The sequence below is a fragment of the Kineococcus sp. NPDC059986 genome (assembly GCF_040702905.1).
Taxonomy (GTDB): Bacteria; Actinomycetota; Actinomycetes; order Actinomycetales; family Kineococcaceae; genus Kineococcus.
In genome coordinates, this window is record NZ_JBFBND010000049.1 from 1 (window position 1) to 25,621 (window position 25,621).

Annotated in this window: 26 protein-coding genes, 1 pseudogene and 1 riboswitch; of the genes and pseudogenes, 18 read left to right on the top strand and 9 right to left on the bottom strand. The window is 74.3% G+C overall.

What is annotated here, in order from left to right:
* Window positions 1–1,024, bottom strand: a 1,024-nt coding sequence (locus tag AB0637_RS22975) for a DUF222 domain-containing protein (protein WP_366175015.1), incomplete at its 3' end; no start/stop codon positions are given.
* Between the two features lie 187 nt (window positions 1,025–1,211).
* Here AB0637_RS22975 and AB0637_RS22980 point away from each other — a divergent pair.
* Complete coding sequence (locus AB0637_RS22980) at window positions 1,212–1,874, top strand: LysE family translocator (RefSeq protein ID WP_366175016.1); 663 nt, start codon at window positions 1,212–1,214, stop codon at window positions 1,872–1,874.
* Between the two features lie 3 nt (window positions 1,875–1,877).
* Here AB0637_RS22980 and AB0637_RS22985 read toward each other — a convergent pair whose 3' ends face one another.
* On the bottom strand, window positions 1,878–2,555 hold the full coding sequence (locus AB0637_RS22985) for a TetR/AcrR family transcriptional regulator (RefSeq protein ID WP_366175017.1): 678 nt from the start codon (window positions 2,553–2,555) through the stop codon (window positions 1,878–1,880).
* 102 nt (window positions 2,556–2,657) lie between these two features.
* Here AB0637_RS22985 and AB0637_RS22990 point away from each other — a divergent pair, with 102 nt between their 5' ends.
* Genes AB0637_RS22990 through AB0637_RS23000 form a run of 3 tightly spaced genes read left to right on the top strand, consistent with a single transcriptional unit; the run spans window position 2,658 to window position 6,411 of the window.
* The gene (locus AB0637_RS22990; RefSeq protein ID WP_366175018.1) at window positions 2,658–4,019 is read left to right on the top strand and encodes an NAD(P)/FAD-dependent oxidoreductase; all 1,362 of its coding nucleotides are present in this window, start codon (window positions 2,658–2,660) and stop codon (window positions 4,017–4,019) included.
* Window positions 4,016–4,891, top strand: a complete 876-nt coding sequence (locus AB0637_RS22995; protein WP_366175019.1) for a universal stress protein — start codon at window positions 4,016–4,018, stop codon at window positions 4,889–4,891. The genes AB0637_RS22990 and AB0637_RS22995 overlap by 4 nt, the downstream gene beginning before the upstream one ends.
* Complete coding sequence (locus AB0637_RS23000) at window positions 4,888–6,411, top strand: APC family permease (RefSeq protein WP_366175020.1); 1,524 nt, start codon at window positions 4,888–4,890, stop codon at window positions 6,409–6,411. The genes AB0637_RS22995 and AB0637_RS23000 overlap by 4 nt, the downstream gene beginning before the upstream one ends.
* A gap of 19 nt (window positions 6,412–6,430) precedes the next feature.
* Here AB0637_RS23000 and AB0637_RS23005 read toward each other — a convergent pair whose 3' ends face one another.
* On the bottom strand, window positions 6,431–6,979 hold the full coding sequence (locus AB0637_RS23005) for a glyoxalase superfamily protein (RefSeq protein WP_366175021.1): 549 nt from the start codon (window positions 6,977–6,979) through the stop codon (window positions 6,431–6,433).
* A gap of 171 nt (window positions 6,980–7,150) precedes the next feature.
* Here AB0637_RS23005 and AB0637_RS23010 point away from each other — a divergent pair, with 171 nt between their 5' ends.
* The gene (locus tag AB0637_RS23010; protein ID WP_366175022.1) at window positions 7,151–7,765 is read left to right on the top strand and encodes a dihydrofolate reductase family protein; all 615 of its coding nucleotides are present in this window, start codon (window positions 7,151–7,153) and stop codon (window positions 7,763–7,765) included.
* Window positions 7,766–7,829: 64 nt separating this feature from the next.
* On the opposite strand, the gene trxA is transcribed toward AB0637_RS23010, so the two are convergent.
* On the bottom strand, window positions 7,830–8,267 hold the full coding sequence (gene trxA / locus AB0637_RS23015) for a thioredoxin (protein WP_366175024.1): 438 nt from the start codon (window positions 8,265–8,267) through the stop codon (window positions 7,830–7,832).
* A 54-nt stretch (window positions 8,268–8,321) separates the two neighbouring features.
* Between trxA and AB0637_RS23020 the strand changes: the two genes are divergently transcribed.
* From AB0637_RS23020 to AB0637_RS23070, 11 genes are all read left to right on the top strand, one after another.
* Complete coding sequence (locus AB0637_RS23020) at window positions 8,322–9,044, top strand: DUF2993 domain-containing protein (RefSeq protein WP_366175025.1); 723 nt, start codon at window positions 8,322–8,324, stop codon at window positions 9,042–9,044.
* A gap of 45 nt (window positions 9,045–9,089) precedes the next feature.
* The gene (eda, locus tag AB0637_RS23025; RefSeq protein ID WP_366175027.1) at window positions 9,090–9,728 is read left to right on the top strand and encodes a bifunctional 4-hydroxy-2-oxoglutarate aldolase/2-dehydro-3-deoxy-phosphogluconate aldolase; all 639 of its coding nucleotides are present in this window, start codon (window positions 9,090–9,092) and stop codon (window positions 9,726–9,728) included.
* Entirely contained in the window at window positions 9,725–10,768 is a 1,044-nt protein-coding gene (gene mgrA / locus AB0637_RS23030; protein ID WP_366175028.1) for an L-glyceraldehyde 3-phosphate reductase, read from the top strand. The genes eda and mgrA overlap by 4 nt, the downstream gene beginning before the upstream one ends.
* Window positions 10,769–10,839: 71 nt before the next feature.
* Window positions 10,840–10,940: riboswitch (TPP riboswitch) on the top strand.
* Window positions 10,933–11,760, top strand: a complete 828-nt coding sequence (gene thiM / locus AB0637_RS23035) for a hydroxyethylthiazole kinase (protein WP_366175029.1) — start codon at window positions 10,933–10,935, stop codon at window positions 11,758–11,760. Its footprint overlaps the riboswitch before it by 8 nt.
* Window positions 11,757–12,386 (top strand): thiamine phosphate synthase, encoded by a 630-nt coding sequence (thiE, locus tag AB0637_RS23040; RefSeq protein WP_366175030.1) that lies wholly within the window; start codon window positions 11,757–11,759, stop codon window positions 12,384–12,386. The genes thiM and thiE overlap by 4 nt, the downstream gene beginning before the upstream one ends.
* On the top strand, window positions 12,383–13,222 hold the full coding sequence (gene thiD, locus AB0637_RS23045) for a bifunctional hydroxymethylpyrimidine kinase/phosphomethylpyrimidine kinase (RefSeq protein WP_366175031.1): 840 nt from the start codon (window positions 12,383–12,385) through the stop codon (window positions 13,220–13,222). The genes thiE and thiD overlap by 4 nt, the downstream gene beginning before the upstream one ends.
* On the top strand, window positions 13,219–13,908 hold the full coding sequence (locus AB0637_RS23050) for a TenA family protein (RefSeq protein WP_366175032.1): 690 nt from the start codon (window positions 13,219–13,221) through the stop codon (window positions 13,906–13,908). The genes thiD and AB0637_RS23050 overlap by 4 nt, the downstream gene beginning before the upstream one ends.
* 35 nt (window positions 13,909–13,943) lie before the next feature.
* Entirely contained in the window at window positions 13,944–15,170 is a 1,227-nt protein-coding gene (locus AB0637_RS23055; RefSeq protein ID WP_366175033.1) for an acetate kinase, read from the top strand.
* A 46-nt stretch (window positions 15,171–15,216) separates the two neighbouring features.
* A complete protein-coding gene (gene pta, locus AB0637_RS23060; RefSeq protein WP_366175034.1) occupies window positions 15,217–17,328 on the top strand; it encodes a phosphate acetyltransferase in 2,112 nt (703 codons plus the stop codon).
* Window positions 17,329–17,535: 207 nt separating this feature from the next.
* Window positions 17,536–19,221, top strand: a complete 1,686-nt coding sequence (locus AB0637_RS23065) for a DEAD/DEAH box helicase (protein ID WP_366175035.1) — start codon at window positions 17,536–17,538, stop codon at window positions 19,219–19,221.
* Between the two features lie 136 nt (window positions 19,222–19,357).
* Window positions 19,358–19,798, top strand: coding sequence for an OsmC family peroxiredoxin (locus AB0637_RS23070; RefSeq protein ID WP_366175036.1), 441 nt, complete (start codon window positions 19,358–19,360; stop codon window positions 19,796–19,798).
* A 3-nt stretch (window positions 19,799–19,801) separates the two neighbouring features.
* Here AB0637_RS23070 and AB0637_RS23075 read toward each other — a convergent pair whose 3' ends face one another.
* The 3 genes from AB0637_RS23075 to AB0637_RS23085 form a co-directional block, all read right to left on the bottom strand.
* Window positions 19,802–21,160 carry a serine hydrolase domain-containing protein gene (locus AB0637_RS23075; RefSeq protein ID WP_366175037.1) on the bottom strand — a complete coding sequence of 453 codons (1,359 nt, stop codon included), beginning with the start codon at window positions 21,158–21,160 and terminating at the stop codon, window positions 19,802–19,804.
* Window positions 21,161–21,183: 23 nt separating this feature from the next.
* Complete coding sequence (locus AB0637_RS23080) at window positions 21,184–21,990, bottom strand: LD-carboxypeptidase (protein ID WP_366175043.1); 807 nt, start codon at window positions 21,988–21,990, stop codon at window positions 21,184–21,186.
* Window positions 21,991–22,078: 88 nt separating this feature from the next.
* Window positions 22,079–22,537 (bottom strand): anthrone oxygenase family protein, encoded by a 459-nt coding sequence (locus AB0637_RS23085; protein ID WP_366175038.1) that lies wholly within the window; start codon window positions 22,535–22,537, stop codon window positions 22,079–22,081.
* Between the two features lie 259 nt (window positions 22,538–22,796).
* Between AB0637_RS23085 and AB0637_RS23090 the strand changes: the two genes are divergently transcribed.
* A complete protein-coding gene (locus tag AB0637_RS23090; RefSeq protein WP_366175039.1) occupies window positions 22,797–23,807 on the top strand; it encodes a carbon-nitrogen hydrolase family protein in 1,011 nt (336 codons plus the stop codon).
* Between the two features lie 17 nt (window positions 23,808–23,824).
* Here the strand turns inward: AB0637_RS23090 and AB0637_RS23095 are convergent, their stop codons facing one another.
* The gene (locus tag AB0637_RS23095) at window positions 23,825–24,511 is read right to left on the bottom strand and encodes a lysophospholipid acyltransferase family protein (protein WP_366175040.1); all 687 of its coding nucleotides are present in this window, start codon (window positions 24,509–24,511) and stop codon (window positions 23,825–23,827) included.
* Between the two features lie 64 nt (window positions 24,512–24,575).
* On the bottom strand, window positions 24,576–25,493 hold the full coding sequence (locus AB0637_RS23100; RefSeq protein WP_366175041.1) for an oxygenase MpaB family protein: 918 nt from the start codon (window positions 25,491–25,493) through the stop codon (window positions 24,576–24,578).
* A gap of 37 nt (window positions 25,494–25,530) precedes the next feature.
* On the opposite strand from AB0637_RS23100, the pseudogene AB0637_RS23105 reads away from it, so the two are divergent.
* Window positions 25,531–25,621, top strand: a pseudogene (locus AB0637_RS23105) (alcohol dehydrogenase catalytic domain-containing protein); the annotation flags it as partial.

The following is a 25,621-nucleotide window of genomic DNA, read 5'->3' on the forward strand; positions in this document are numbered from 1 at the left end:
CGGGGCCGTGGGTGTCGGCGGTGGCGGTGCCGGACTCGACGGAGCCGTCGGCGTTGAGGGTGGCGCGCAGGACGACGGTGGCCTTGTGGGCGACGACGGGGTCGACGGCGCTGGCGGGGTGGTGGGCGCCGGTGGTGACGAGGTCGACGAGGCCGTCGTGGCGGCGCTGCCCGAGGGAGCGGGTGTCGTGTTCCCCGCCCAACCCGTTGCTCGTGCGGGCGTTCTCGGCAGCGGCGTTCGGGAGGGGTTTGGCGGCGGCTTCAACGGCGGAGCGGACGACGACGGCGGCGGCTTCGTCCAGGTCGACGGTCATCCGCAGCATCCCGTGGTGGCGCGTGAAGGTGAGGGTGCGGCGGCTGGCGGAGTCCGGTTCGAGGTCGCGGACGTGCCGGTCGACGCGGTCGGGGTCCAGGCGGGTGAGGAGCTGCTCGCTCAAGTGGGCCGCGGTGCCGAGGGGCTGGGTGCCGGTGATGAAGGCGAAGTGCCCGTCGATGAGGTCGGCGCGGCGTTGGGTGGTCCACACCGTCTCGCCGGTGTCCATCACCACTTCCATGTCGACGGTGCCGCGGCGCAACGGGGTGGGAATGGACTGCAGGGCGGATACCGCGCCGTGGACGTGGTTCAGGGTGGTGTTCCCCGACGCCAGCTGCCCGCCCATCCGCGCGAGGGAACCCCGGTCCCCGTCGAGTCCACCGATCTTCTCGTTCCACCCACTGTCCGGGTCGGTGTGGCGGGCGGCGGCGACGTCCTTTCGCGCCAGAGTGCGGGACAGGTTCACCGGTGACGTGGCGAGCAGGTCCACGACGGAACCCTCGGGCGCGTGGTCCAGGGCGCGGCGCAGTAAGTGGAGTTTGGTGGCGTCGAGGCGGTTGCCGAGGGCGTACAGCGAGCGGATGAGGTGTTCGGTGTCGTGGCGGTCGAGGGTTCCGGTGGGCAGGGTGAGGAGGTCGTCCAGGGCGGCCGCGAGACGCGTGAGGGCGTCGGCGGCCCTGTCGCGTGGGGTGCCCTGGACGGTGGGGGTCATGCGTTCAAGTTTAGTCGAACATTGCCTGTGCTGGTAGGTCTTGAGCCCTGTAACTTTCTGCAACACAACGGATTGCAAGCTGTGGTGGGGGATTCGACATGCCGCCGCTCGCGTTGCAGCGGTGGCGTTCCCCTCGGGTCACGGGGGTTCTGACCCTTCGATCTCCGTACCACTACGGTGGGGATCCGTGACGACGTCGAGTGCCGTGTGGTCCTTCGCCCTGGTGGTCGGACTGCTGACCCTGACGCCGGGTCTGGACACCGCCCTGATCGTGCGGACGGCGGCTGCAGGTCAGCCCCGGCGCGCCTGGGGTGTCGTGGTCGGCATCCAGACCGGCACCTTGATCTGGGGGATCCTGACCTCCCTGGGCATCGCCGCCCTGCTCACCGCCTCGGCGCTGGTCTACGAGGTCCTGCGATGGGCCGGTGCGGCCTACCTGGTCTGGATGGGCGTGACCATGGTGTGGGCCACCCACCGTCCGGCTCACGCCGCCGGACGTCCTGAGGTGGCAGTGGGGAAGCCTGCGGCGACGACGGCTGGAGAGCGGGGGAGCTTCTCCGCAGCCTGGCGCCGGGGTGCGGCGACCAACCTGCTCAACCCCAAGATGGGGGCCTTCTACGTCGCGCTGCTGCCGCAGTTCATCCCCGAGGGCGCCTCGCCGTTGACGTTCGGAGTGCTGCTGGCCTGCGTGCACATCACCCTCGGCGTGGTGTGGTCCACGGTCCCGGTCCTCATGGCCCGGCGGCTTCGCCGGGTGCTGCAGCGCCCGAGCGTGCGGCGCGCGATGGACCGGGCGACCGGGACGGTCATCGCCGGGTTCGGGGTCAAGCTCGCGATGAGCAGTCGCTGACCCCTACGGCAGTGGGGCTGGGCCCGTGTCGTGCAGGAGGTCCCGCAACCCCGCGAGCATCGCCGCGAGTCCCAGCTCGAACGCCGCCCGTGCCGTGTCGCCCTCCGGCCGCGCGGCGTTCGCCGTCGTGAAACCCGGTGCGCTGGACACCAGGTCGCCCGGGTCGAAGATGTCGGCGGGGGCCTGGGTGTCGAGGGCGGAGCCGAGCACGAACGACTCCACGGCCACGACGACGTTCGTCACGAGGTGTGCGGGCCAGCCCGCGGCCAGCAGGCCGGAGCTGACCCGCTCGTACATCTCGACGGTGTGCGGCGCGCTGCGGACGGGTGTCACCGCCATGACCGGCACGAGCGCGGGGTGGCGTTCGTAGGCGTCGCGGTAGGACCGGGCCCAGCCGGCGAGGGCCTCGTCCCAGGGGAGCCGGCCGAAACCCGAGCAGTCGATGCCGCGGTTGACGTGGTCCTGCACGGCGCGCAGCACGTCCTGCTTGGTGGCGACGTGGTTGTAGAGGGCGCTCGGCGCCACCCCGAGGCGACGGGCGAGCGCCGCCATCGTCAACCCGTCCTGACCCCGTTCCTCCAGGAGCGCGACGGCCTCGGCGGTGATGCCGGTCGCCGTCAGCACGGGGCTGCTGGGCCGGCCGCGGCCCCGGCGCGGGGCGGGGGAGGCGGTGGCGGGCACGGGGCCATCCTCGCCCACACCCTTGACACGGGGTCCACGCCACCCGTTAATGAAGCCTGTTCACTTCAGGCAGTCACCGTCGATCGGACCCGGGAGGTCCCCGTGAACCCCCAAGAGCTCACCGCCGACGTGGTCGTCGTCGGCGCCGGACCCGCCGGGCTGAACACCGCCCGGCACCTCGTCCGCGCGGGCCACGACGTCGTCGTCCTCGAGGCCCGCGACCGCGTCGGCGGCCGCACCTGGACCGACGAGCGCGACGGCGTGACCCTGGAGATCGGCGGCCAGTGGGTCTCCCCGGACCAGACCGAACTGCTCGGCCTGCTCGACGAGCTCGGCATGGCGACGTACCCGCGCTACCGCGACGGCGAGAACGTCCACATCGGTGGTGACGGCGTCCGCCGCACCTACCGCGGCGACACCTTCCCCGTCTCGGACTCCACGGCCAAGGAGATCGCCCGGCTCACCGAGCTCATGGACGACCTCGTCGCCGCCGTCGGGGCCACCGAACCCTGGGCGCACCCGCGGGCCCGCGAGCTCGACACGATCTCCTTCGGCGACTGGCTGCGCCGCCAGTCCGACGACGAGGAGGCGTGCACGACGATCGCGCTCTTCATCGCCGGCGCCATGCTCACCAAACCCGCGCACGCGTTCTCGACGTTGCAGGCCGTCCTCATGGCCGCCTCCGCCGGGTCGTTCACGCACCTCACCGACGAGTGCTTCATCCTCGACCGCCGCGTCGTCGGCGGGATGCAGTCGGTCTCGGAACGGCTGGCCGCCGAGCTCGGCGACCGCGTCCACCTCGGCACGCCCGTGCGCACGGTCCGGCACGGCGAGGACGGCGTCGTCGTGGAGTCCGACCGCGTCACCGTCCGCGCCCAGCGCGTCGTCGTCGCCGTCCCGCCGCCGCTGTTCTCCCGGATCAGCTACGACCCGCCGCTGCCGCGCCGCCAGCACCAGATGCACCAGCACCTGTCGATGGGGCTCGTCATCAAGGTGCACGCGACGTACCCGACGCCGTTCTGGCGGCACGACGGCCTGTCCGGCACGGGGTTCGGCACCTCGACCCTCGTGCAGGAGGTGTACGACAACACGATCCACGGTGACGACCGCGGAACCCTCGTCGCGTTCGTCGCCGACGAGAAGGCCGACGCCGTCTTCGCCCTGCCCGAGGACGAACGCCGGCGGCGCATCCTCGCCTCGATCGCCGAGTTCCTCGGGGAGCAGGCGCTCGACCCGATCGCCTACTACGAGTCCGACTGGGGCAGTGAGGAGTGGACGCGCGGGGCGTACGCCGCGAGCTTCGACCTCGGCGGCCTCGCCCGGTACGGCGCGGACCAGCGCACACCCGTTGGCCGCATCCACTGGGCCTGCTCGGACCTGGCGGCCGAGGGGTACCAGCACGTCGACGGCGCCCTGCGCTCCGGCCGTGCCGCGGCCGCCGACGTGACCGCGGCCCTGGCGTGAGCGAACGCGAACCCCTCCGGTATGCCCGGCCCCGGTACGTCGTCGCGTACGACGGCGGCGACCGGGGGCGCGACGCCCTGCGCTGGGCGGCGGTCCTGGCGGGTTCCCTGGACGTCGGGCTCGACGTCGTGGTCGTCGTCCGCAGCGACGACCCGTTCTCCGGGGTCTACCCACCGGTCGGGGACGTCACGGGCGTCATCGCCGAGCAGGCCCGCGGCTGGGCCGACGAGGCCCTCGCCTCCCTGGGGTCCGGACTCGACGCGCGGGCGTCGGTGCGGACCGCGGGGTCGGTGGCGGAGGGACTGCTCGACGCGGTGACCGAGGAGGGCGCCGCCGCGGTCGTCGTCGGCGCCGACGGGGGAGTGAACCCCCTCGGCGTGGGGTCCGTCGCGCGGGCGCTGCTGCACGCCTCGCCCGTGCCCGTCGTCCTCGTGCCCCGGCGCGAACCGCCCGCCCGCATCGACCACTTGTACGTCGCGGTGGGCACGCGGACGGGAGCCGCCGCCGTGCTCGCCGAGGCGTGGCAGGCTGCGGTGCGGACGGGTCTGCCGCTGCACGTGGTGAACCTCGTCGAGGTCGACGGGGTTTCCGAGGCGGACGCGGACGCGGTGGGCAGGGTGGAGGCCCTGGTGCAGGACGTGCGGTCGCGGTCGGCGGCCGCCCAGGTGAGCGTGGAGATGGGGCGAGGACGCACCATGGCGGAGGCAGTGGAGTCGATCGACTGGGCGGCAGGCGGTCTGCTGATCGTCGGGTCGTCGCGGTTGGCGCAGGGCCGGCAGACGTTCCTCGGGCCGACGGCCGCGCGCATCCTGCGCCACGTGCCCGTCCCCGTCGTCGTCGTGCCGCGTCACCCCGCGGGGAGCGCGGCGTGAGCGCCGCGGCCGACGGCGGCGTGCAGGAGGGACGGGAGGCCAAGGGCCTCGGCGGCGGCCAGGTCGGGTTGCTCGGCGCCGTCGTCATCGGCGTCTCGACGATCGCACCGGCCTACACCCTGACGGGAGCCCTCGGGCCGACGGCGTCGGCCGTCGGAGAGCACCTGCCCGCGATCTTCCTCGTGGGGTTCGTCCCCATGCTCCTCGTGGCCCTGGGGTACCGGGCGCTGAACTCGGCCATGCCCGACGCCGGCACCACGTTCACGTGGAGCTCGCGGGCCTTCGGGCCGTGGATCGGCTGGATGGGCGGCTGGGGGTTGCTCGCCGCGACCGTCCTCGTCCTGTCCAACCTCGCCGGCATCGCCGTCGACTTCTTCTACCTCATGCTCGCGCAGCTCACCGGGAACGAGGGCATCGCCGACCTCGCCGCGAACGTCCCCGTGAACGTCGCGACCTGCCTGGTGTTCATGGCCCTGGCGTGCTGGGTGTCCTACCGCGGGCTCGAGGCCACCAAGGCCGTGCAGTACGTGCTCGTCGGGTTCCAGCTCCTCGTGCTGGGCTGGTTCGCGGTCGCCGCCTTCACCCGCGTCGGCGACGGGTCGGCCCCGGCGGGCCTGAGCATCGACCCGGGCTGGTTCAACCCGCTCGGGGTGGAGTCGTTCTCGGCCTTCGCCGCCGGGGTCTCGCTCTCGGTGTTCATCTACTGGGGCTGGGACGTCGTCCTGACGATGAACGAGGAGACGCAGGGCGCGCGCACGACCCCCGGCCGCGCCGCGCTGTCGACCATCGCCGTCATCGTCGTCCTCTACCTCGCCATCGCCCTCGCGGTCCTGTCGTTCTCCGGCACCGGCGGCGAGGAGTTCGGCCTGGGCAACGCCGACATCCAGGAGAACATCTTCGCGGCGCTCGCCGGCCCGGTGATGGGACCGTTCGCGATCCTCATGTCGCTGTGCGTCCTGGCCTCGTCGGCGGCCTCCCTGCAGTCGACGTTCATCTCCCCGGCGCGCACGATGCTCGCCATGGGGCACTACGGGGCCCTGCCTCCGCAGTACGCCCGGGTCAGCCGCCGGTTCCAGTCGCCCGGGTACGCCACGGTCGTCGCGGGGATCGTCGCGTCGGTGTTCTACGTGGTCATGCGCATCGTGTCCGTGAACGTCCTGTCGGACACCATCACGGCGCTCGGCATGATGGTCTGCTTCTACTACGGCGTGACCGCCCTGGCCTGCGTCTGGTACTTCCGCGGCAGCTGGGGGCGCGACGTCCGCGCCTTCCTCACCACCTGCCTGGCCCCGCTCGTCGGCGGCCTCCTGCTGCTGGTGTTCTTCGTGCAGACGGCGGTCGACTCCATGGACCCCGCCTACGGCTCGGGGTCGGAGGTCGGCGGCGTCGGCCTCGTGTTCCTCCTCGGGGTGGGCGTGTTGGCCCTGGGTGTCGTCGTGATGGTCGTGCAGTCGCGGCGGCGGCCGGCGTTCTTCCGCGGCGAGTCGATCGCCGTGGGGCGCAGCACGACCGCCGCCTGACGGCTCGGTCCTCGGCCCCTCAGCCCTGCTGGCAGAACCGCAGGGTGTTGCCGAAGGGGTCGAGGACGGTCGTCGTCGGGCCACCCGGCGCGTCCTCGTGCAGCCCCGGCTGCTGCCGGGGGGCGAGGCGCGGCAGGAGTTCGGTGCGCAGTGCCCGGACGTCGCGCACGGGGATCCACACGACCGACCCGGGCGTGCCGTCGCCGTAGTGCTCGGACAGGTCCAGCTCGGCGTCGTCGCGGCGGACACGCGTGTACAGCGGCAGTCCGGGTTCGAAGCGGTGCTGCCACCGGCAGGTGAACCCGAGGACGGCGGTGTAGAACTCCAGCGCCGCGTCGCCGTCCTGCACCCGCAGGACGGGCACGGGGTGGCCGACGAGCCGGGACGCCGTCGTCGTCGATGTCGGGGCCGCTGCCGCCGCGGCGGTGTTCCAGTCCCGGAACCCGGCCTGGTGGGCGACGAGTTCCAGGGCCGCCGAGTGCGTGACGTCGAGCCCGCGGGCGGCGAGGTCGCGGCGCAGGACCTGCGCGGCGTTCTTGGCGGACGTGGTGTCGAAGGAGTGGTCCATCTCGATCCGTTCCAGCCTGGTGCTCCGGGTGCCCGCGTTGCCGGATCAGGCTGAGCGGAGAGTCGGGACCCTGCCTCACCTGGTCGACGTGTTCACCGGACTGCGGGCGGCAGGCCACGTCGGGCCGGGAACAGGTTGTCACCGGCCCCGTCCGGGGTCAAGGCTGGCCCGATGACGGACACCACCTGCCACCTGTCGATCTCCCTCGACGGCTACGTCGCCGGCCCGGACCAGAGCCTGGCCGACCCCCTGGGGCGCGGCGGGATCGAGCTGCACCGGTGGCACCTCGGGGAACCCGAGCACGACGCCGACCGCGCCGCGGTCGGCTGGCTCATGCGCGACCGGGGCGCCTACGTCATGGGCCGCAACATGTTCGGCCCCGTCCGCGGGGAGTGGGCGCCCGTCGAGGGGGCGGACTGGACGGGCTGGTGGGGGGAGGAACCGCCGTACCACGCGCCGGTCTTCGTCCTGACCCACCACCCGCGCGAGCCCGTGGAGAAGGCGGGCGGGACCACCTTCCACTTCGTCACCGGCGGGTTCGACGCCGCCTACGCCGCAGCCGTGGACGCGGCCGGCGACCTCGGGGTCGCCATCGCGGGCGGGGCCTCGACCGCGCGGCAGGCGCTCCTGGCCGGTGTCGTCGACGAGCTGGCGCTCGACGTCGCCCCGGTCCTGCTCGGTGGGGGTGAACGCCTCTTCGACGGCGTCGGGACGTTCGGGTTCGAACCCGTCGAGACCGTGACGTCGCAGCGGTCGACGCACGTCCGGTACCGCCGGCGGCCCTGAGGACGCACGAGAGCCCCCGTCCGGTGCGGACGGGGGCTCTCGGGGAGGTCTCGGACGACTGGCGTCAGAAGGCGGCGGGGTCCGTGCCGGCGCGCACGCCCTGGCGCTGCGGCGCGGCCTGCTGCTGGGCCTGCTGCTGCTGGGCTTCGACGGCCTGCGCGTACTGCTGCTTCACCTGGTCCATGTCCAGCGACTTCACCTGCTGGATGAGGTCCTCCAGCGCGGGAGCCGGCAGGGCGCCGGGCTGACCGAACACGGGGATGCCGTCGCGGTAGGCGATGAGCGTCGGGATCGAGGTGATGCCGTAGCGGGCCGCGAGCTGCTGCTGCTCCTCGGTGTCCACCTTGGTGAACGTGACGTCACCGTGCTGCTCGGAGGCCTGCTCGAAGACGGGCGCGAACTGCTTGCACGGTCCGCACCAGTCGGCCCAGAAGTCGATGAGGACGATGCCGTCCTTCACCGTCTCGTCGTGCGTCTCCAGGGTCAGTGCCTGAGTGCTCATGACCTCCACAACCACACCACGTCGCGAGAGCTTCCCGGCTGCGAGAGTGGCCCCGTGCCCCGCCGTCTGCTCCGCGTGCTCGTCACCCTCCTCGCGCTGGCGGTCATCGCCGTCGCGGCCGACCTGGCCGCGCGCACCTGGGCGACCGACCGGGTGGCCTCCCAGCTGCGGACGGAGTACCGGCTGACGCAGGACCCGGAGGTCAGCGTCGCGGGCGGCTCCTTCCTGTGGCAGGCCCTGCGGGGGCGGTTCGAGGACGTCACGGTGACCGTGCCCCAGCTGACGACGCAGGACGACCTCGTCGTGCGCGACCTGCGGGTGCGGCTGCCCGAGGTCGACGTCCCCACGAGCGTCCTGACGGGGGGTGCCGGGACGGTCGACGTCGCGGGCGGCACCGTGCGGGCGCGGGTCGCCTACGCCGACCTCGCGCAGAAGGCCAGCGCCGGGGGGCTCGACGTCACCCTGGCGCGCGACGGTGACGCCGTCCGGGCCGGCGCCACCGTCCGCGTCTTCGGCCTCGGTGTGGACCTGGGGGTCACCGGCCGGCCCGTCCTGAAGGGCTCGGACGTGGAGCTGGAACCGGTGAGCGCGGAGGTGGCGGGCGCGTCGGTGCCGCTGGGCCGGGCCGAGCAGCTCATCGAGGCCGCCGGGTTCGGCGGGTTCACCTTCCCCCTGGACGGGGTGCCGCCGCAGGTGCGCCTGCAGGGGCTGCAGGTCGCCGACGACGGCCTCGTCGTCACGGGAACCGTCACCCCCAGCGCCGTCCGCGTCGGCTGAGACTGGGACAGTGGGGCCCACCCGGACCTCGAGGAGGAGCCCCCCGTGTCGCCAGCCAGTGTTCTCGACGTCTCCCCGGTCGTGCCCGTCGTCGTCGTCGACGACGTCGCCACGGCCGTCCCGCTCGCCCGGGCCCTGCTCGCGGGCGGTGTCGGCATCGTCGAACTGACCCTGCGCACCCCCGTCGCGCTCGACGCCGTGCGGGCCGTCGCGGCGGAGGTCCCCGAGATCCTGCTCGGCGTCGGCACGTGCACCTCGGCCGACGACGTGGCCCGCGCCGTCGACGCGGGGGCGCAGTTCCTCGTCAGCCCCGGGACGACACCGTCGATCGTGGGGGCCGCCCGCGACCGGGGGGTCCCGGTGCTGCCGGGCGTCGCGACCGTGTCGGAGGCCCTCGTGGCGCTGGAACTCGGGGTCCACGAGCTGAAGTTCTTCCCCGCCCAGCAGTCCGGCGGGGCGCCGTTCCTCGCGGCGTTGCGCACGGTCCTGCCGCAGGTCCGGTTCTGCCCGACCGGGGGGATCTCGCCGGCCACCGTGGGGGAGTACCTCGCGCTGTCGAACGTCGGGTGCGTGGGCGGCAGTTGGCTCACCCCGGCCGACGCCCTGGCCGCGGGGGACTACGCCCGCGTCGAGGAACTGGCCCGTGCCGCCGTGGCGTTGCGCGTGGCAGGATCGCCGACGTGAGCCCTACCACGTACACCGCTGACGCTGGACGGTACGAGTCCATGCCCTACCGCCGCTGCGGACGCAGCGGCCTGGAACTCCCGGCGCTCTCGCTCGGGTTCTGGCACAACTTCGGCGACGACAAGCCGTTCCAGACCCAGCGGGACATCACCCGCCGCGCGTTCGACCTGGGCATCACCCACTTCGACCTCGCGAACAACTACGGCCCGCCGTACGGTGCCGCCGAGACGAACTTCGGGCGGTTGTTCCGCGAGGACTTCAAGCCCTACCGCGACGAACTCGTCATCTCCTCCAAGGCCGGTTGGGACATGTGGCCCGGACCGTACGGGGACCACGGGTCGCGCAAGTACCTGACGGCCTCCCTGGACCAGTCGCTGCAGCGCACGGGCCTGGAGTACGTCGACATCTTCTACCACCACCGTCCGGACCCGGACACCCCGCTCGAGGAGACGATGGGGGCGCTCGACGCCATCGTCCGCTCGGGCAAGGCGCTCTACGTCGGGATCTCCTCCTACGGTCCGGAGCGCACGCTGCAGGCCTCGCGGATCCTGCGCGAGCTCGGCACGCCGCTGCTCATCCACCAGCCGTCGTACTCGATGTTCAACCGCTGGATCGAGTCCGGGCTGCTCGACGTCCTGGAGGCCGAGGGCGTCGGGTGCATCCCCTTCACCGCCCTCGCGCAGGGGTTGCTGACGAACCGCTACCTGAACGGGATCCCCGAGGACTCCCGTGCGGCGCAGGGCAAGTCCCTCGACCCGTCGATCCTGAACGAGGAGACGCTGCGCCGCATCCGCGGGCTGCAGGAGATCGCCTCGGGTCGTGGTCAGACCCTCGCGCAGCTCGCCCTGGCCTGGACGCTGCGCGACCGTCGCGTGACGACGACGCTCATCGGTGCCAGTTCCGTGCAGCAGGTCGAGGACAACGTCGCCGCCGTCCAGAACCTGGAGTTCGGTGACGACGAGCTGGCCGCCATCGAGGAGTTCGCCGTCGACTCCGGCGTCGACCTGTGGGCCGGCGTCCGCGAGGGCGGCGAGGCCTGACCCTCCCGCTCCGCCGCTGACCCGCCGCCGACCCCGTCCTGCCGGACCGGGGTCGGCGGCGGTGTAGCGTTCGCGGCGACACGGGGTGCTGCGCGCGGATCGCGCAGCTGAGAACACACCCGTCGCACCTGATTCAGGTAATGCTGACGAAGGGATGTCGCGGCATGGCTGCCGTTTCCACGACCGGTTCCCCGCTGGTGTCCGCCCAGGACGTCGCCCGCGCCCGCGAGGCCGTGGCCCAGGGCGCGCCCCTGGTCCAGTGCCTCACCAACTCGGTGGTGCAGACCATCACCGCCAACGCCCTCCTCGCCGTCGGGGCCGCCCCCGCGATGGTGGACAACGTCCACGAGGCCGCCGCGTTCGCCGCCGTCGCCTCCGCCGTCCTCGTCAACGTCGGGACCCTCGACGAGACGAAGGCGCAGGCCATGGCCCTGGCCGCGGGTTCGGCCCACGAGCACGGCCGGCCCTGGGTCCTGGACCCGGTGGCGGTCGGCGGACTGGAGTTCCGCACCCGGATCGCGCGGGACCTGCTCGCGCACGCCCCGACCGTGGTGCGCGGCAACGCCTCCGAGGTCATGGGGCTGGCCGGGGCGGGAGCCGGCGGCCGCGGGGTCGACGCGACCGACGGGGCCGAGGACGCCGTCGCGGCCGCGCGCGACCTCAGCACCCGCACGGGCGGTGTCGTCGCCGTGTCCGGACCCGTCGACGTCCTCGTGCACGGTGGACGCACCGTCCGCGTCTCCGGCGGCCACGTCCTGCTCACCCGCACGACGGGGGCGGGGTGCTCGCTCGGGGCGCTCGTCGCCGCCTACGCCGCGGCCGAAACCGACCCGCTCGTCGCGGCGGCCGCCGCGCACCTGCACGTGGCGCTCGCCGCCGAACGTGCTGCGGCGCGGGCTGACCGACCGGGTTCCTTCGCCATCGCGTGGCTCGACGAACTCGACGCGGTCGGCCCGCAGGACGTCCTCGACGGCGCCGGGCGCCTGGCGTGAGAGGGCCGTTCCGGCCCACGCTCTACCTCGTCACCGACACCGCCCAGTGCGGGGACCGCGGCGTTCCCGCCGTCGTCCGCGCGGCCGTCGCCGGCGGGGTCGACGCGGTCCAGGTCCGGGCCAAGGAGGGGTCGGACCGCGAGCGCCTCGCGCTCGTCGTGGCGGTCCGGGACGCGCTGCGGGGCACGGGGGTGCCGCTGTTCGTGAACGACGCCGTCGACGTCGCGCTCATCGCCGGTGTCGACGGGGTGCACCTCGGGCAGAGCGACCTGCCGCCCGAGGAGGTGCGCCGGATCGCGCCGGACCTGCTCCTGGGGTTGTCGGTCTCCACGCCGGAGCAGGCCGCCGCGGTGGACCCCGCCGTCGTGGACCACCTCGGCGTCGGACCCGTGCGCGACACCGCGACGAAACCGGACGCGGCGGCGGCCCTGGGGGCCGACGGGGTGGCGGCCGTCGTCGCCGTGTCGCCCGTGCCGTGCGTGGCGATCGGCGGCATCCACCCGGACAACCTGGACTCGTTGCGCAGCACGGGGATCACCGGGTTCTGCGTCGTCTCGGAGATCTGCGGCGCGGCGGACCCGGAACGGGCGGCGCGGGACCTGCGGGCCCGGTGGGAGCGCCGGTGAGCGCGCGGGTCGCCGTCCCCGTGGCCCTGACGATCGCCGGCAGCGACTCCGGCGGCGGTGCGGGGATCCAGGCCGACCTCAAGACGTTCGCGGCGCACGGCGTGTTCGGGACGAGCGTCGTCACGGCGCTCACGGCCCAGAACACCCGCGGGGTCCGCGGGGTGCACGTCGTGCCGGCGGCGTTCGTCACCGAGCAGCTCGACGCGGTCCTCGACGACATCGCCGTGCACGCCACGAAGATCGGGATGCTCGCCGACGCGGCGGTCGTGGCGGCCGTGGCGGCCGCCGTGCGCCGCGGGGGGCTCGGACCCGTCGTGCTGGACCCCGTCATGGTCGCGTCGAGCGGGGACCGGCTGCTGGACCCCGCCGCCGTCGCGGCCGTGCGCGACGACCTGCTCCCCGTCGCCGACCTCGTCACACCCAACGTCGCGGAGGCGGCGGTCCTGCTCGACACCGACCCCGCCCGCGACCTCGACGGCGCGCAGGCCCAGGCCCGGGAGCTGTTCTTCCGCACGGGGACCGCGGTGCTGTTCAAGGGCGGCCACCTCGACGGCCCGGAGAGCGTCGACGTCCTCGTGGGACCGGGAGGGGAGGCGCTCCTGCGTCGGCCGCGCGTGGACACCACCGCGACCCACGGCACGGGGTGCACGCTGTCGGCGGCACTGGCCGCCCAGGCCGCGCTGTGCCCGGACGTCGGCTGGGACGAGCTCGCGGGCCCGGCCCGGGACTACCTGCAGTCGGCGCTGCTCGCCGGCCGGACCCTCGGGGTGGGCTCCGGGCAGAGCGGTGCGCACGGCCCCCTCGACCACGCCTTCGCCCTCCGGGAGACGCGATGACCGCTGCCGTGACCTTCACCGCCGGCGCCTGGGAGCGGACCGCCGCCGTGCGCGCCGCCGTCGAACGCTGCGCGTTCCTCGCCGACCTCGCCGACGGCACCCTCGACCCGGCCGTCTTCCGGCACTACCTGGAACAGGACGCCCTCTACCTGCAGGGCTACGCCCGGGCGCTGTCGCTGCTGTCCGCGCGGGCACCGGACGCGGCGTCGGCGGGGTTCTGGGCGTCCTCGGCGCACGGGGCGGCCGTCGTGGAGTCCTCGCTGCACGCCGACCTGCTCGACGGCGGGCTGCTGCCGCCGGGTGACGGGACCGCGCCGGTCGCGTCCCCGACGACGCTCGGGTACGTCTCCCACCTCGTGGCCACGGCCGCGACCGCGCCCTACGCCGTGGGCGCGGCCGCCGTCCTGCCGTGCTTCTGGGTCTACGCCGACGCGGGCCGCCGGCTCGCCACCCGCGCCCGGCTCGTCGCGGGGCACCCCTTCGCCCGGTGGGTCGCCGCCTACGACGACCCCGCCTTCCACGCCGCGACCGCGACGGCCCGGGACCTCGTCGACGCCGCCGCGCGACCCGACGTCGAGGAGGCCATGCACGAGGCCTTCGCCGTCGCGACCCGCTACGAGTGGTTGTTCTGGGAGACCGCGCACCGCCGCGAGGGATGGCCCGACCCGGCTGTCGGGGGTGCGTGAGAGCCTTCCGGGACAACTCGTTCGAAGGGGGTCGCGTGTCCAGCAGCGGGTCGGTCGTGGTGGTGAACTGCGGGAGCTCGTCGGTCAAGCTCGCGCTCGTGGACCCCGAGACGGGGGAGCGGGCGCTGAGCTGCCTCGGCGAGCGGATCGGCAGCCCGGACGCCGTCGTCCACATGACGACGACCACCGGCGGGGAGTCCCGGACCCTGACGATCACCCCCGCCGCGACGACGCACCGCGGGGCCCTGGCCCACGTGTTGCAGCGGCTGCTCGACCTCGACCTGCCCCCGCTGCTCGGCGTGGGGCACCGCGTCGTGCAGGGCGGCTCGGTGTTCCGCGGGTCGGTCCGCGTCGACGACCGCGTCCTGGCCCAGATCCACGAGCTGTCCGCGCTCGCGCCCCTGCACAACCCGGCCAACGCCTCGGGCATCGAGGCCGCCCGTGCGGTCCTGCCCGACCTCGAGCACGTGGCCGTCTTCGACACGGCCTTCCACCAGACGATGCCCGAGGTGAACTACCGGTACGCCGTGCCCACGCGCTGGTACGAGGAGTTCGGTGTCCGCCGGTACGGCATGCACGGCACGAGCCACCGGTTCGTCAGCCAGCGCGCCGCGCAGATCCTCGCCGAGGCCGACGGTCGTGACCCGGCGACCCTCAAGACTGTCGTGGCGCACCTCGGCAACGGCTGCAGCGCAACGGCTGTCCTCGGTGGCCGGTCCGTCGACACGACGATGGGCCTGACCCCGCTCGAGGGCCTCGTCATGGGCACCCGCTCGGGCGACCTGGACCCGGCCGTCGTCGAACTCGTGGCCGACCGCACGGGGGAGAGCGTCACCGAGGTCGTCCGGCAGCTGAACTCCGCCTCGGGGCTGCTCGCGCTGTCGGGGCTGTCCAACGACGTCCGCACGCTGTCGGGCAAGGCCGCCGAAGGGCACGCCGGGGCGCGACTGGCCCTCGACGTCTTCGTGCACCGCGCGGCGAAGCACGTCGCGGCGCTGACGGTGTCCCTCGGCGGTCTCGACGCCCTCGTCCTCACCGGCGGCATCGGGGAGAACGCGGTGAACGTGCGCTCGATGCTGCTGGCCAAGCTGGCGCACCTCGGTCTCGTCGAGGACCCGGCCGCCAACGCCGGTCACGGTCGCGGCTCGACCCCGGCCGGGCGCATCACGGTGCCCGGTCCGGGTCCGCTGGCGATGGTCGTCCCGACCGACGAGGAACTGCTCATCGCCCGGGACACGGTCGCGCTCGTCCGTCAGCACTGACCGACCCCCGCGGGCCGGGGGACGGCCGGTGCGGGAGGCTGGGGCCATGGCCCGCGTGCTGCTCGTCGTCCCCACCGGTCACGGCGCCGGTCTCACCTCGACCTGCCTCGGACTGGTCCGGGCCCTGGACGCCCGCGGGGTGGACGTCGGGTTCCACAAGCCGCTCGCGCAGTCGACGCGGTCGGGCGAACCGGACCGCTCCGTGGCGCTCGTGCGGCTCACGACGACGCTCGTCCCGAGCGAGCCCATCGCCTCCGGCCACGTCGTCGAACGCCTCTCGCGCGGCGAGGTCGACGACCTCATGGAGGAGGTCGTCGCGGCCGCCGAGACCGTCCTCGCGGCGCACGACGTCGTCGTCGTCGAAGGGCTCGCGCCCTCGGCCGACCAGGTGTTCTCGGGCCGCGTGAACCAGGCCCTGGCGACGGCCCTGGACGCCGACGTCCTGCTCGTCGGGTCCGCGGGTCTGCTGGGCGCCGAACCCGGTGCGCCCGAACGCATCGCCGAGGACATGGCCGTCACCGCCGGGACGTACCGGGCGGGGGAGTCCCTGCGCGTCGTCGGTGGCGTGGTGTCCCGCTGGCCCGTGGCCGACGACCCCGAGACCGCCGTCGCGCGGGTCGCCGCGCTGCGCGGTGCGCTGGAGCACCACGAGATCCCGCTCGTCGGCGTCGTCCCCTTCCGCGGGGACCTCACCTGGCCGCGCGTGCGCGACCTCGTGCGCGACCTCGACCACGAGCTCGACATGGACGTCCTCACGCACGGCGACCAGGGCCGGCGCATCAAGGAGGTCGTCGTCGCCGCGCAGGCCGTCCCGGGGATGCTGCCGCTGCTGCGCGAGGGGCGGCTCATCCTCGTCCCGGGCGACCGCCACGACGTCGTCATGGCCACCTGCCTGGCCGCGCTGAACGGGACCCGGCTGGCCGGGCTGCTGCTGACCGCGGGCGTCGGGATGGACCCGCGGGTGGGGGAGCTCACCGCGGCGGCCGCCGCCACCGGGCTGCCGATCCTGCGCTCGGGCCGCAGCACCTACGCGACGGCGACGGCCGTCAACCGCCTCGACCCCGAGGTGCCGGCCGACGACGGCGAGCGGGCGCTCGCGCTCGCGGCGACCGTCGCCGACGCCCTCGACCCGGGCTGGCTCGCGCAGCTGCCGACCGCGGCCCACCGGCCGCGGCTCTCGCCCGCGGCCTTCCGTCGCCGCCTCACGACCCTGGCCGCCGAACGCGTGCAGCGCATCGTGCTGCCCGAGGGCACCGAACCCCGCACCGTGCAGGCGGCCGCGATCTGCGCCCAGCGCGGCATCGCCCGGCCGGTGCTGCTCGGGGCCCCCGACGAGGTCGCCGCCGTCGCGGCCGGGCTCGGGCTGACGCTGCCCGAGGGCGTCGAGGTCCTCGACCCCGCGGGGCTCGTCGAGCGGTACGTCGACGTCCTCGTCGAGGCCCGCAAGCACAAGGGGCTGCAGCCGGACGTGGCCCGCGACTCCCTGGCCGACCCCATCTGGCTCGGCACGACCATGCTGCAGGCCGGAGACGTCGACGGTCTCGTGGCCGGCGCCGTGCACACGACCGCCGCCACGGTCCGCCCTGCGCTGCAAGTGATCCGGACCAAGCCGGGGGCGCGGCTGGTGTCCAGCGTCTTCTTCATGTGCCTGCCCGACGACGTCGTCATCTACGGCGACTGCGCGGTGAACCCCGACCCCGGGTCGGAGGACCTCGCCGACATCGCGCTGCAGTCGGCGGCCTCGGCCCGCGCCTTCGGGATCGAACCGCGGGTGGCGATGATCAGCTTCTCCACCGGCTCCTCGGGCTCGGGCTCCAGCGTCGACAAGGTGGCCGAGGCGACGCGCATCGCCCGCGAGCGCGATCCCGACCTCGTCATCGACGGCCCGCTGCAGTACGACGCCGCCGCGGTGGCCTCGGTCGCGGCGTCCAAGGCGCCCGGTTCGCCCGTCGCCGGTCGCGCCACGGTCTTCGTCTTCCCCGACCTCAACACGGGCAACACGACGTACAAAGCGGTGCAGCGCAACGCAGGTGTCATCTCGGTGGGCCCGATGCTGCAGGGGTTGGCCAAACCCGTCAACGACCTCTCGCGGGGTGCGCTCGTGGACGACATCGTCTACACGATCGCGCTCACGGCGATCCAGGCGTCCCGGGGGTGAGCGGGGTGTGACGGGTCCCACGGCCGGGTGGGAAGAGACCGGGCCCGAGGCCTGTTACTCTTGAGGCGACGGTTCGATGCCGTCCACTCAGCGGGCGAGCCGCCCGCGAGGTCGCTTGAGTCTCATCCCTCAGCATCTGTGCGCTTTCGTGCGTCTGGGGGCGGACCGCCGTGCGGCCGACGAGCCCCACGTGGAGTTCTCACACCCATGCCCCAGTACGACGACCGTTCGTACCGTTCTTCCCGCCCCCGCAACGACGAGGGTGGATACCAGCGCCGCGACTCGCGGGCCTACACCGACCGCTACGAGCGGTCCGACCGCGGCGAGCGTTCCTTCGACCGCGACGACCGCCCCCGTGGCGGCGGCAGCTTCTCCCGCGACGAGCGTCCCCGCTCCGGCGGGTACGGCGCCGGCAGCGGCGCTCCGCGCAGCTCCGGTGGCTACCAGGGCCGTTCCGGCTCCGGTGGTGGCGGCAACCGCTTCGGCGGCGCCCGTCGCAACGGGCCGCCGCGCAGCCCGCGGTCCTTCGCTCCCTCCGCGACCGAGCAGGCGCTCCTCGCGGCCGAGAGCATCGAGGTCGTCGACGCGACCTTCTCCGAGCTCGGTCTGCCCGACGAGCTCGTCGCGGCGCTCGAGCGTCGCGGCATGATGGCGCCGTTCGCCATCCAGCAGCGCGTGCTGCCGGACGGCATCGCCGGTCGCGACATCCTCGGCCGGGCCCGCACGGGCTCCGGCAAGACGCTGGGCTTCGGCCTGCCGATGCTGGCCCGCCTGGCCCAGCAGAAGCGCGCCCGCATCACCGGCGCTCCCCGCGGTCTGGTCCTCGTGCCGACCCGCGAGCTGGCCATGCAGGTCGCGGACGCGCTGCGTCCCCTCGGTGACTCCCTCGACCTGCGGCTGTCCGTGGTCGTCGGCGGTGTCCCGTACGGCCGGCAGATCGCCGCGCTCCAGCGCGGCATCGACGTCCTCATCGCGACCCCGGGTCGTCTCGTGGACCTCATCGAGCGTGACGCCGTCTCGCTCGCCGAGGTCGACGTGGCCGTCCTGGACGAGGCCGACCACATGGCCGACCTCGGCTTCCTGCCCAACGTGCGCTCGATCATCGAGGGCACCAAGCAGGGCGGTCAGCGGATGTTCTTCTCGGCCACGCTCGACCGCGGTGTCGAGGCCCTCGTGACGGACTTCCTCACGAACCCGGTCTTCCACGCCGTGCCGGCCGACCCCGAGGACGTCGGGCACATGGAGCACCGCGTGTTCGCCGTGCGCCCGCACGACAAGCTCTCGATCCTCACCGAGATCAGCCAGCGTCCGGCGCGGTCGATCTTCTTCGTGCGGACCAAGCTCGGCGCCCAGCGCCTGGCCGACCAGCTGCGCGAGGCGGGCGCCCCCGCCGAGGCGATCCACGGTGACCTGCGCCAGTCGCAGCGCTCCAAGGCGATCGACGCCTTCTCGGCCGGGGAGACCCGTGTCCTGGTGGCGACGGACGTCGCGGCGCGCGGCATCCACGTCGACGACGTCGACCTGGTCGTCCACGTCGACCCGCCGAACGACCACAAGGACTACCTGCACCGCTCGGGCCGCACGGCCCGCGCCGGCGCCAAGGGCACGGTCCTCGCGATCGCCCTGCCCGACCAGGTCCGCCGCTACGGCTGGCTGCACCGCGACGCCGGTGTCAACGCCAACGCCGTGGAGAACGTCCTGGCCGGGGACCAGACGATCCGCGACGTCGCCGAGTCCGGTGAGCCCGTCGTGATCAAGCCGCGTCGCACGACCGAGAACCGCGAGGGCCGTGGCCCGCGTCGCGGTGGCCCGCGTCGTGACGGCTTCCGCGGTGGCCCCCGTCGCGAGGGTGGCTTCCGCGGTCCGCGTCGCGAGAGCGCTCCGCGCGACTGACCCGTCCGACCCGCAGGGGGCGGTGAGCTTCGGCTCACCGCCCCCTGCGGCGTTGCGGGTCCGGGGGTCGGGTGGCGCCCGGGCGCGCGGATGGTGAGGATGTGTCCGCACGAACCACCCCGACCGTGGAGGACGCATGCCCACCCGCACCGCACGCACCGCCTGGAACGGCACCCTGGAGAAGGGGTCCGGCCAGGTCGAGCTCTCCAGCTCGAAGGTCGGCACCTACGACGTCTCGTTCCCCAAGCGGGCGGCCGAGGACGCCGGCGGCACGACGAGCCCCGAGGAGCTCATCGCGGCCGCGCACTCCTCCTGCTACGCCATGCAGTTCTCGGCGCTGCTCGCCGAGGCCGGCGGCACGCCGGAGAGCCTCGAGGTCGTCGCCGACGTCTCCCTCGGGCCGGACTCCGCGGGCGGCTTCAAGCTCACGGGCATCACCCTGAAGGTCTCCGGCGAGGTCGGCGGCATCGACGCCGCGACGTTCGCCGAGGTCGCCCAGGCGGCCAAGGAGACGTGCCCCGTCTCCAAGGCGCTCACCGGGGTGGAGATCACCCTCGAGGCGTCCCTGGACGCGTAGTCCTCACGGCGCGAGGCGGTCCAGCGGCACCATCGTGACGCCGCTGGACCCCCGCAGCGTCGGCGTCCCGTCGGCGTGCCGGCCGCGCGTCCACGTCTCGGCGAAGTCCCCGAACCCGGAGTCCTCGACCACCCGCACCGTGTGCTCGTCGACGACCTCGAGGACCTTGGGGTGGGCCGCCGGGTCGGTCGCGTCGGTGCTGAGGACCAGCAACCGGTTCCCGGCCCGCACGACGTCGACCACGCCCCACAGGTCGGCCCACCGCTCGACGAACGGTTCCGGGTCGGCCGGGGCGGGGACGTCGGACCAGTGCCGTGCCAGCAGGTCCACGAGCTTGACCGCGCCCAGGGCGAACTCCGACGCCGGCCCGTCGATGCAGTTCGTCAGGACCGTCACCGCCAGGGAGTCCGCCGGGTCGACGACGCTCTTGGTGATGTGGCCCGGGAAACCCCCGGAGTGCCCGACGAGGCGCCGCTGCCCGCAGGGCTGCCCGATGAACCCCAGCCCGTACGTCGTGTCGTCGTCGTTCGTCCACTCGGTGCGCTGCGCGAGGCGGCGGGAGTGCTCCGAGAGCGGGCCCGGCCGCCCCGGGACGTGGCTGCTGAACCAGGCCGTGAGGTCCTCGGCCGTCGAGCAGAACCCCGTCGCGGCCGCCATGGCCGACGTCACCGGGTGCCGCAGCGGACGACGCGGTCCGGTCGCCGCGGCGGAGTAGCCCGTCGCGAGGTCCCCGGCCGCGGGGAGGTCGGACGTGGTGCGGCAGAGGCCCAGTGGTGCGGTGATCGTCGCCAGGTGCTCGCCGTAGGAGGTCCCGGTGACGGCCTCGACGACGAGGCCGAGCAGCGAGTAGCCGATGTTGGAGTACTTGAACCGCGAGGACCGCGGCACGAGGGAACCGCCCCGGGCGACGGCCCCGCGCAGCCCGTCGGTGTCGAGGAACTCGCCCTCCAGCTGCCAGAAGTCGCCGTCCACCCCGTCCCGGGTGACGCCCGCGGCGTGCCCGAGCAGTTCCCGCAGCGTCGCGCGGCCCAGTTCGGCGTCGGCGGTGCCCACCCACGGGACGTGCTGCGCGACGGCGTCGTCCGGACGCAGCCGACCCGCGTCGGCCAGGGCCAGCACGGCCGTGGCCGTGAACGTCTTGGAGTGCGAGGCCACGCGGAACACGTGCTCGGTGGTGAGTGCGACGCCGTGCTCGACGTCCGCCCACCCGTGCGCCGAGGAGTGGACGAGTTGGCCGCCCAGTCGCACCGCGAACTGGACGCCCGGCACCCCCAGGCGTTCGCGGCGGAAGTCCATCCATCGCGCGGCGACGTCGGCGGCGGCTGCGACGGTCGCGGCGGAGGGCGGGGGAGGGGTCGTCACCCCGCCACCGTAGACGCCTCCGGTCACCGCACGAGCGGCTGCACCGTCAGGCGACCGGAGTCGGCGTCGAGGACGGCGGGAACCCCCAGGGGCACGGGCACCGGGTCGTCGAGGTGGCCCATCGGGAGGCCGCCGAGGAGGGGGACACCGAGGTCGTCCAGCAGGTCGTGGAGGGTGTCCAGCACGTTCCACCCGCGGTCGGTGAACCCCGTGAACTCCTCGGTGCTGCCGATCGCCACGCCGACGACGCCGTCGAGCGCGCCGGACAGCCGCAGCTGGGTCAGGGCGCGGTCGACCATGCCGAGCCCGGCCGCGCGGTTGGCCTCCAGCAGGAGGATGCACCGCTGCCACGACACCTCGACCACCCCCACCGTGCGCGCGAGCAGCTCCAGGTTGCCGCCGACGAGGTCGCCCGTGGCCGTGCCGGTCGTGGTGAGGTCCGCGCTGAGCGCGCCGGGGTCGCTGTGCACCGTCGTGGGTGCGGCGTCCAGGAGCTGCTCCCGCACGAGGTCGCGGTGCGCGCCGTGGACGGCGCCGTGCACGACCGGGACCCCCGACCGGCGCCAGACCTGGTGCAGCGCAGTGATGTCGCTGTAGCCGACGAGGGGTTTGGGGTCGAGTTCCAGGACCCGCCGGTCGATCCCGTGGACGAGCCGCAGGGCACCGCACCCGCCGCGCGAGGCCACCAGCGCGCGGACGCCCGGATCGCGCAGGGCGGCGTGCAGGTCGTCGAGGCGGTCGCCGACCGTGCCGGCCATGTACCCGCGACGGTCCTGCGCGTGCGGGCTGAGTTCGGCGCGCAGGCCCCAGGACTCCAGGTCGGTGAGCAGGTCGTCGACGTACCGGGTTTCCTCGGGCCAGCTGCTGGGGAGAGCACGACGACCCGGTCACCCGGGGCCAGCCGCGGCGGGAGGACGGTCACCGGTGCCGGGCCCCGGCGGCTGCGGCGACGCCCGCGGCGGCGAGGAGGACGCGGCGGACGCGGTGGGCCCGTTCCCAGCGGGCGCGGGCCTCGCGCCACCCCGGCGCGGGGTCGTCGGTGGCCCGCCACCGCCGCACGAGCTCGTTGACGGGTTCGTTGACGCGCAGGGTGACCGCGACGGCGGCCCCCACGCACGCGACCACGGCCGAGCGGCAGAGGACGCCCGTGCGGTCGCCGCGCCGGGCGGCGACGACGGTGGCGGCGAGGGCGAGGACGCCGGTGGACTGGAAGAGCGGTGGTGCGATCCGTCGCATCACCCCGTCCACGCGCTGCTGACCGAGCACCCACGGTTCCCACGCGGCGCCGCCGCGCAGCCTCGCCGTCGGGTCGAGGGCCACGACCAGCACCAGCCCGGCCGTCGTGGCCAGGTGGGCGCGTTCCACGGACGTGCTCACGGACGGCATGGCGTCAGCCTCCCGCTGTCCGGCGCCGGTGTCGACGGGTCGGGACGACCGTGTCGCGGTTGACGGCGCCGCCGCGGCTGGGCAGGCTTCCCGGTACGGCGCGACCCGCGCCGAGTCCCCGCGGACCGGCCCCAGCCCGGTTCCCCAGCGGACGGAGGGGCGGTGCGCCTCGGGTCGCCGACGGAACGTTCCTCCGACCCGTCCTGTCCGGCCGCTGGGGGGTCGTGGGCAGGACGTGGAAGGTGACGTCATGACCGCGCACAAGAACCTCAAACGTCTGGTCCGCGAGCGCGTCTCGCGCACCGGTGAGACGTACACCGCTGCGCTGCAGCAGGTTCGGGTGCAGCGCGAGCTCGGCGGTCCGCTGCGGCTCGCCGTCGGGCAGCTGCCCGTCGAGCAGGACCCGACCGATCCGGCGGCGCTGCGGCGCGCGGGGGACCGGCTGCGCCAAGTCCTGCGGAGCGCGGCCGCCGCCGGCGCACGGGTCGTCCACCTTCCCGAGGGGGCCACCTGCTTCCCCGGCAAGCGCGTGCTGTCGAGCACCGGCCCCGACGTCGTGGGCCCGGCGGACTGGGACCGCGTCGCGTGGGCGGTGCTGGACGCCGAACTCGCCGAGACGGCGGCGCTCGCGGGTCGGCTCGGGATCTGGGCGGTGTTCGGGTCCACCCACCGGTTGAGCGGGGACAACCGCCCCCACAACTGCCTCTACGTCGTGGCCGACGACGGCCGGGTCCGCACCCGGTACGACGAGCGGTACCTGTCCCACACCAAGGCGCAGTGGATGTACTCCCCGGGACGAGCACCCGTCGTCGTGGAGGTCGACGGGTGGCGGCTCGGTCTGGCCCTGGGCGTGGAGGCCCACTTCCCGGAGGTGTTCGCCGAGTACGACCGGCTCGACGTCGACGCCGTGCTGTTCTCCAGCACCGGGGACGGTGGGTTCGACGCGACGACCTTCGCCGTCGAGGCAGCGGGCCACGCTGCGGTGTACGGGTTCTGGGTGGGTTTCGCCGTTCCGCCGCAGACCGGTGACGCGGGCCGGGCGGGTGTCGTCGCGCCCGGGGGCCGGTGGGTCGGGCGGGTGGGCGCCGACGGCGGGGACGGTGTCGTGGTCGTGGACCTCGACCGGACCGACCCGGACGTGGCCGTCGCGCGCACCCTGGCCCGGCCGTGGCGGCGCCGCGTGGGCGCCGACCCGCACCGCGGACTGCTCGGGGAACGTCTGCTGGGCGACGTCCGCAGCCTGGAGCGCGCCGGGTTCTGACCGGCGGGTGCGGGAGGTCAGCGGGCGGCCGTCGGCCGGGCGGCCGTCTGCCCGGGGTGGACGTCGACGTACTCCTGGCCGGAGAGCCGGGCGACGGCGGCCTGCACCTCGTCGGTGATCGCCCGCAGCACCTGCGGGTCCGTGTCGGCGCCGTGGTGGTGGGAGAAGTCCAGCGGCTCCCCGAACACGACGTCGACGCGGCGCAGCCGGGGCAGCCGCGTGCGACGGAAGAGCCGGTCCGTTCCGACGAGCGCCACCGGCACCACCGGCTGGCCCGAGGCCAGGGCGATGCGGGCGATGCCGGTGCGGCCCCGGTAGAGGCGCCCGTCGGGGGAGCGGGTGCCCTCGGGGAAGATGCCGAAGCAGCGGCCCTGGGCCAGCACCTCCACCGCGGCGTCGATGCCGGCCTGGGAGGCGCGGCCGCCGGCACGGTCCACCGGGACCATGCCGACGCCCCGGACGAACCAGCTCACGGCGCGACCGCGCAGACCACGGCCGGCGAAGAGGTCCGCGCGGGCCACGAAGGAGATCCGGCGGGGCAGGACGACCGGCAGGAAGACGGGATCCATCATCGACAGGTGGTTGGCCGCCAGCAGGGCCGGACCCGTCGCGGGGACGTTCTCCAGGCCGACCACCCGGGGCCGGTACAGCGCGCGGCACAGGGGGCCGACGACGACGTCCGTCATGAGCCGGTAGAGGTCCATCGTGTCGGTGCGCTCCTCGGCGACGGGGGCCCCGGTCGTCCTCGACCGGGTGGGTCGACCGCGATCATGCCGTCGACAGGGCCGCCCGTAGGTCGTGGGGCCCGCGACGCGCGGCGACCAGGGCGTGCGGCCAGAGCGCGACACGCTGCGGCAGCGCGGGTCTCACGGTGGTCGTCGCCGTGCGCAGAGCGCGGGCGGCCGCCCGTCGGGCCGGGGTGCGGGGGATCCCGTACGCGGCGGCGAGGGGTGACGGCAGCAGGTCGGCCGTCACGGCCCGCGCCGCCGCTGCGGCACCGGGCAGGGGCGGGGTCGTGCGCTGGGTGAGGATGTCGTGCGCGATCCGGCGGGCGTCGTCGGTGACGACGAGCCCGGCCAGCGTGGTGCGCACGTAGGCGTCGAAGTCGGCGGCGGTCTGCGGCAGCACGCGGTCGGGGACGGCGAACATCCGGGCGAACGGCTTGGACTCCTGCCAGTGCCGTTCCCGCTCGGCCGGCGTCAGTCGCACCCCGGCGTACCGCTCGGTGACGCGGCGGGCCGTCCAGACGAGGGTGGCGTGCACCCACAGCGCGAGGTCCGGGTCGTTGGCGCGGTAGGGGGTCCCCGCGGGCGTGCCGGGGACGGCGGTGCGCGTCGTCCCGCGCACGGGGGCGTGCGCGCGCCCCACGTGCCGGGCCGCCGCGTGCGCCTGCCCGGTGTCGCCGAACGTCACCGTCAGCGCCGCCTGCAGGGTGCCGACGAGGCGTCGGGCGGGACCTTCGGCGTAGCGGCTGTGGACCGCCACGCCCTCGGCGACGAGGGGGTGGGCGATCTGGAGGAGGATCGCGGCGGGGCCGCCGAGCACGGTGACGCGCTCGGCCGTGACCCGGCGGAACTGCTCGCCGGGACACACCCCGGGGTCTCCCGGGACGCCCGCCGACGGGGGTGGCGGGAAGAGGGCCGTCACCGGCACCCGCGGCGTCCGACCCGTCTGCTCACCCCGCACGGCCCCCATGGTGCGCGGAAAACACTCCTTCCGCCCTCGGGGCGTCGCCGAGCAGATCGTGCCGTGCTGGGAGTGCCGGTACTGCAACCGTGGTGATTACCACATGTGTCAGCCGCACGACATGTTCG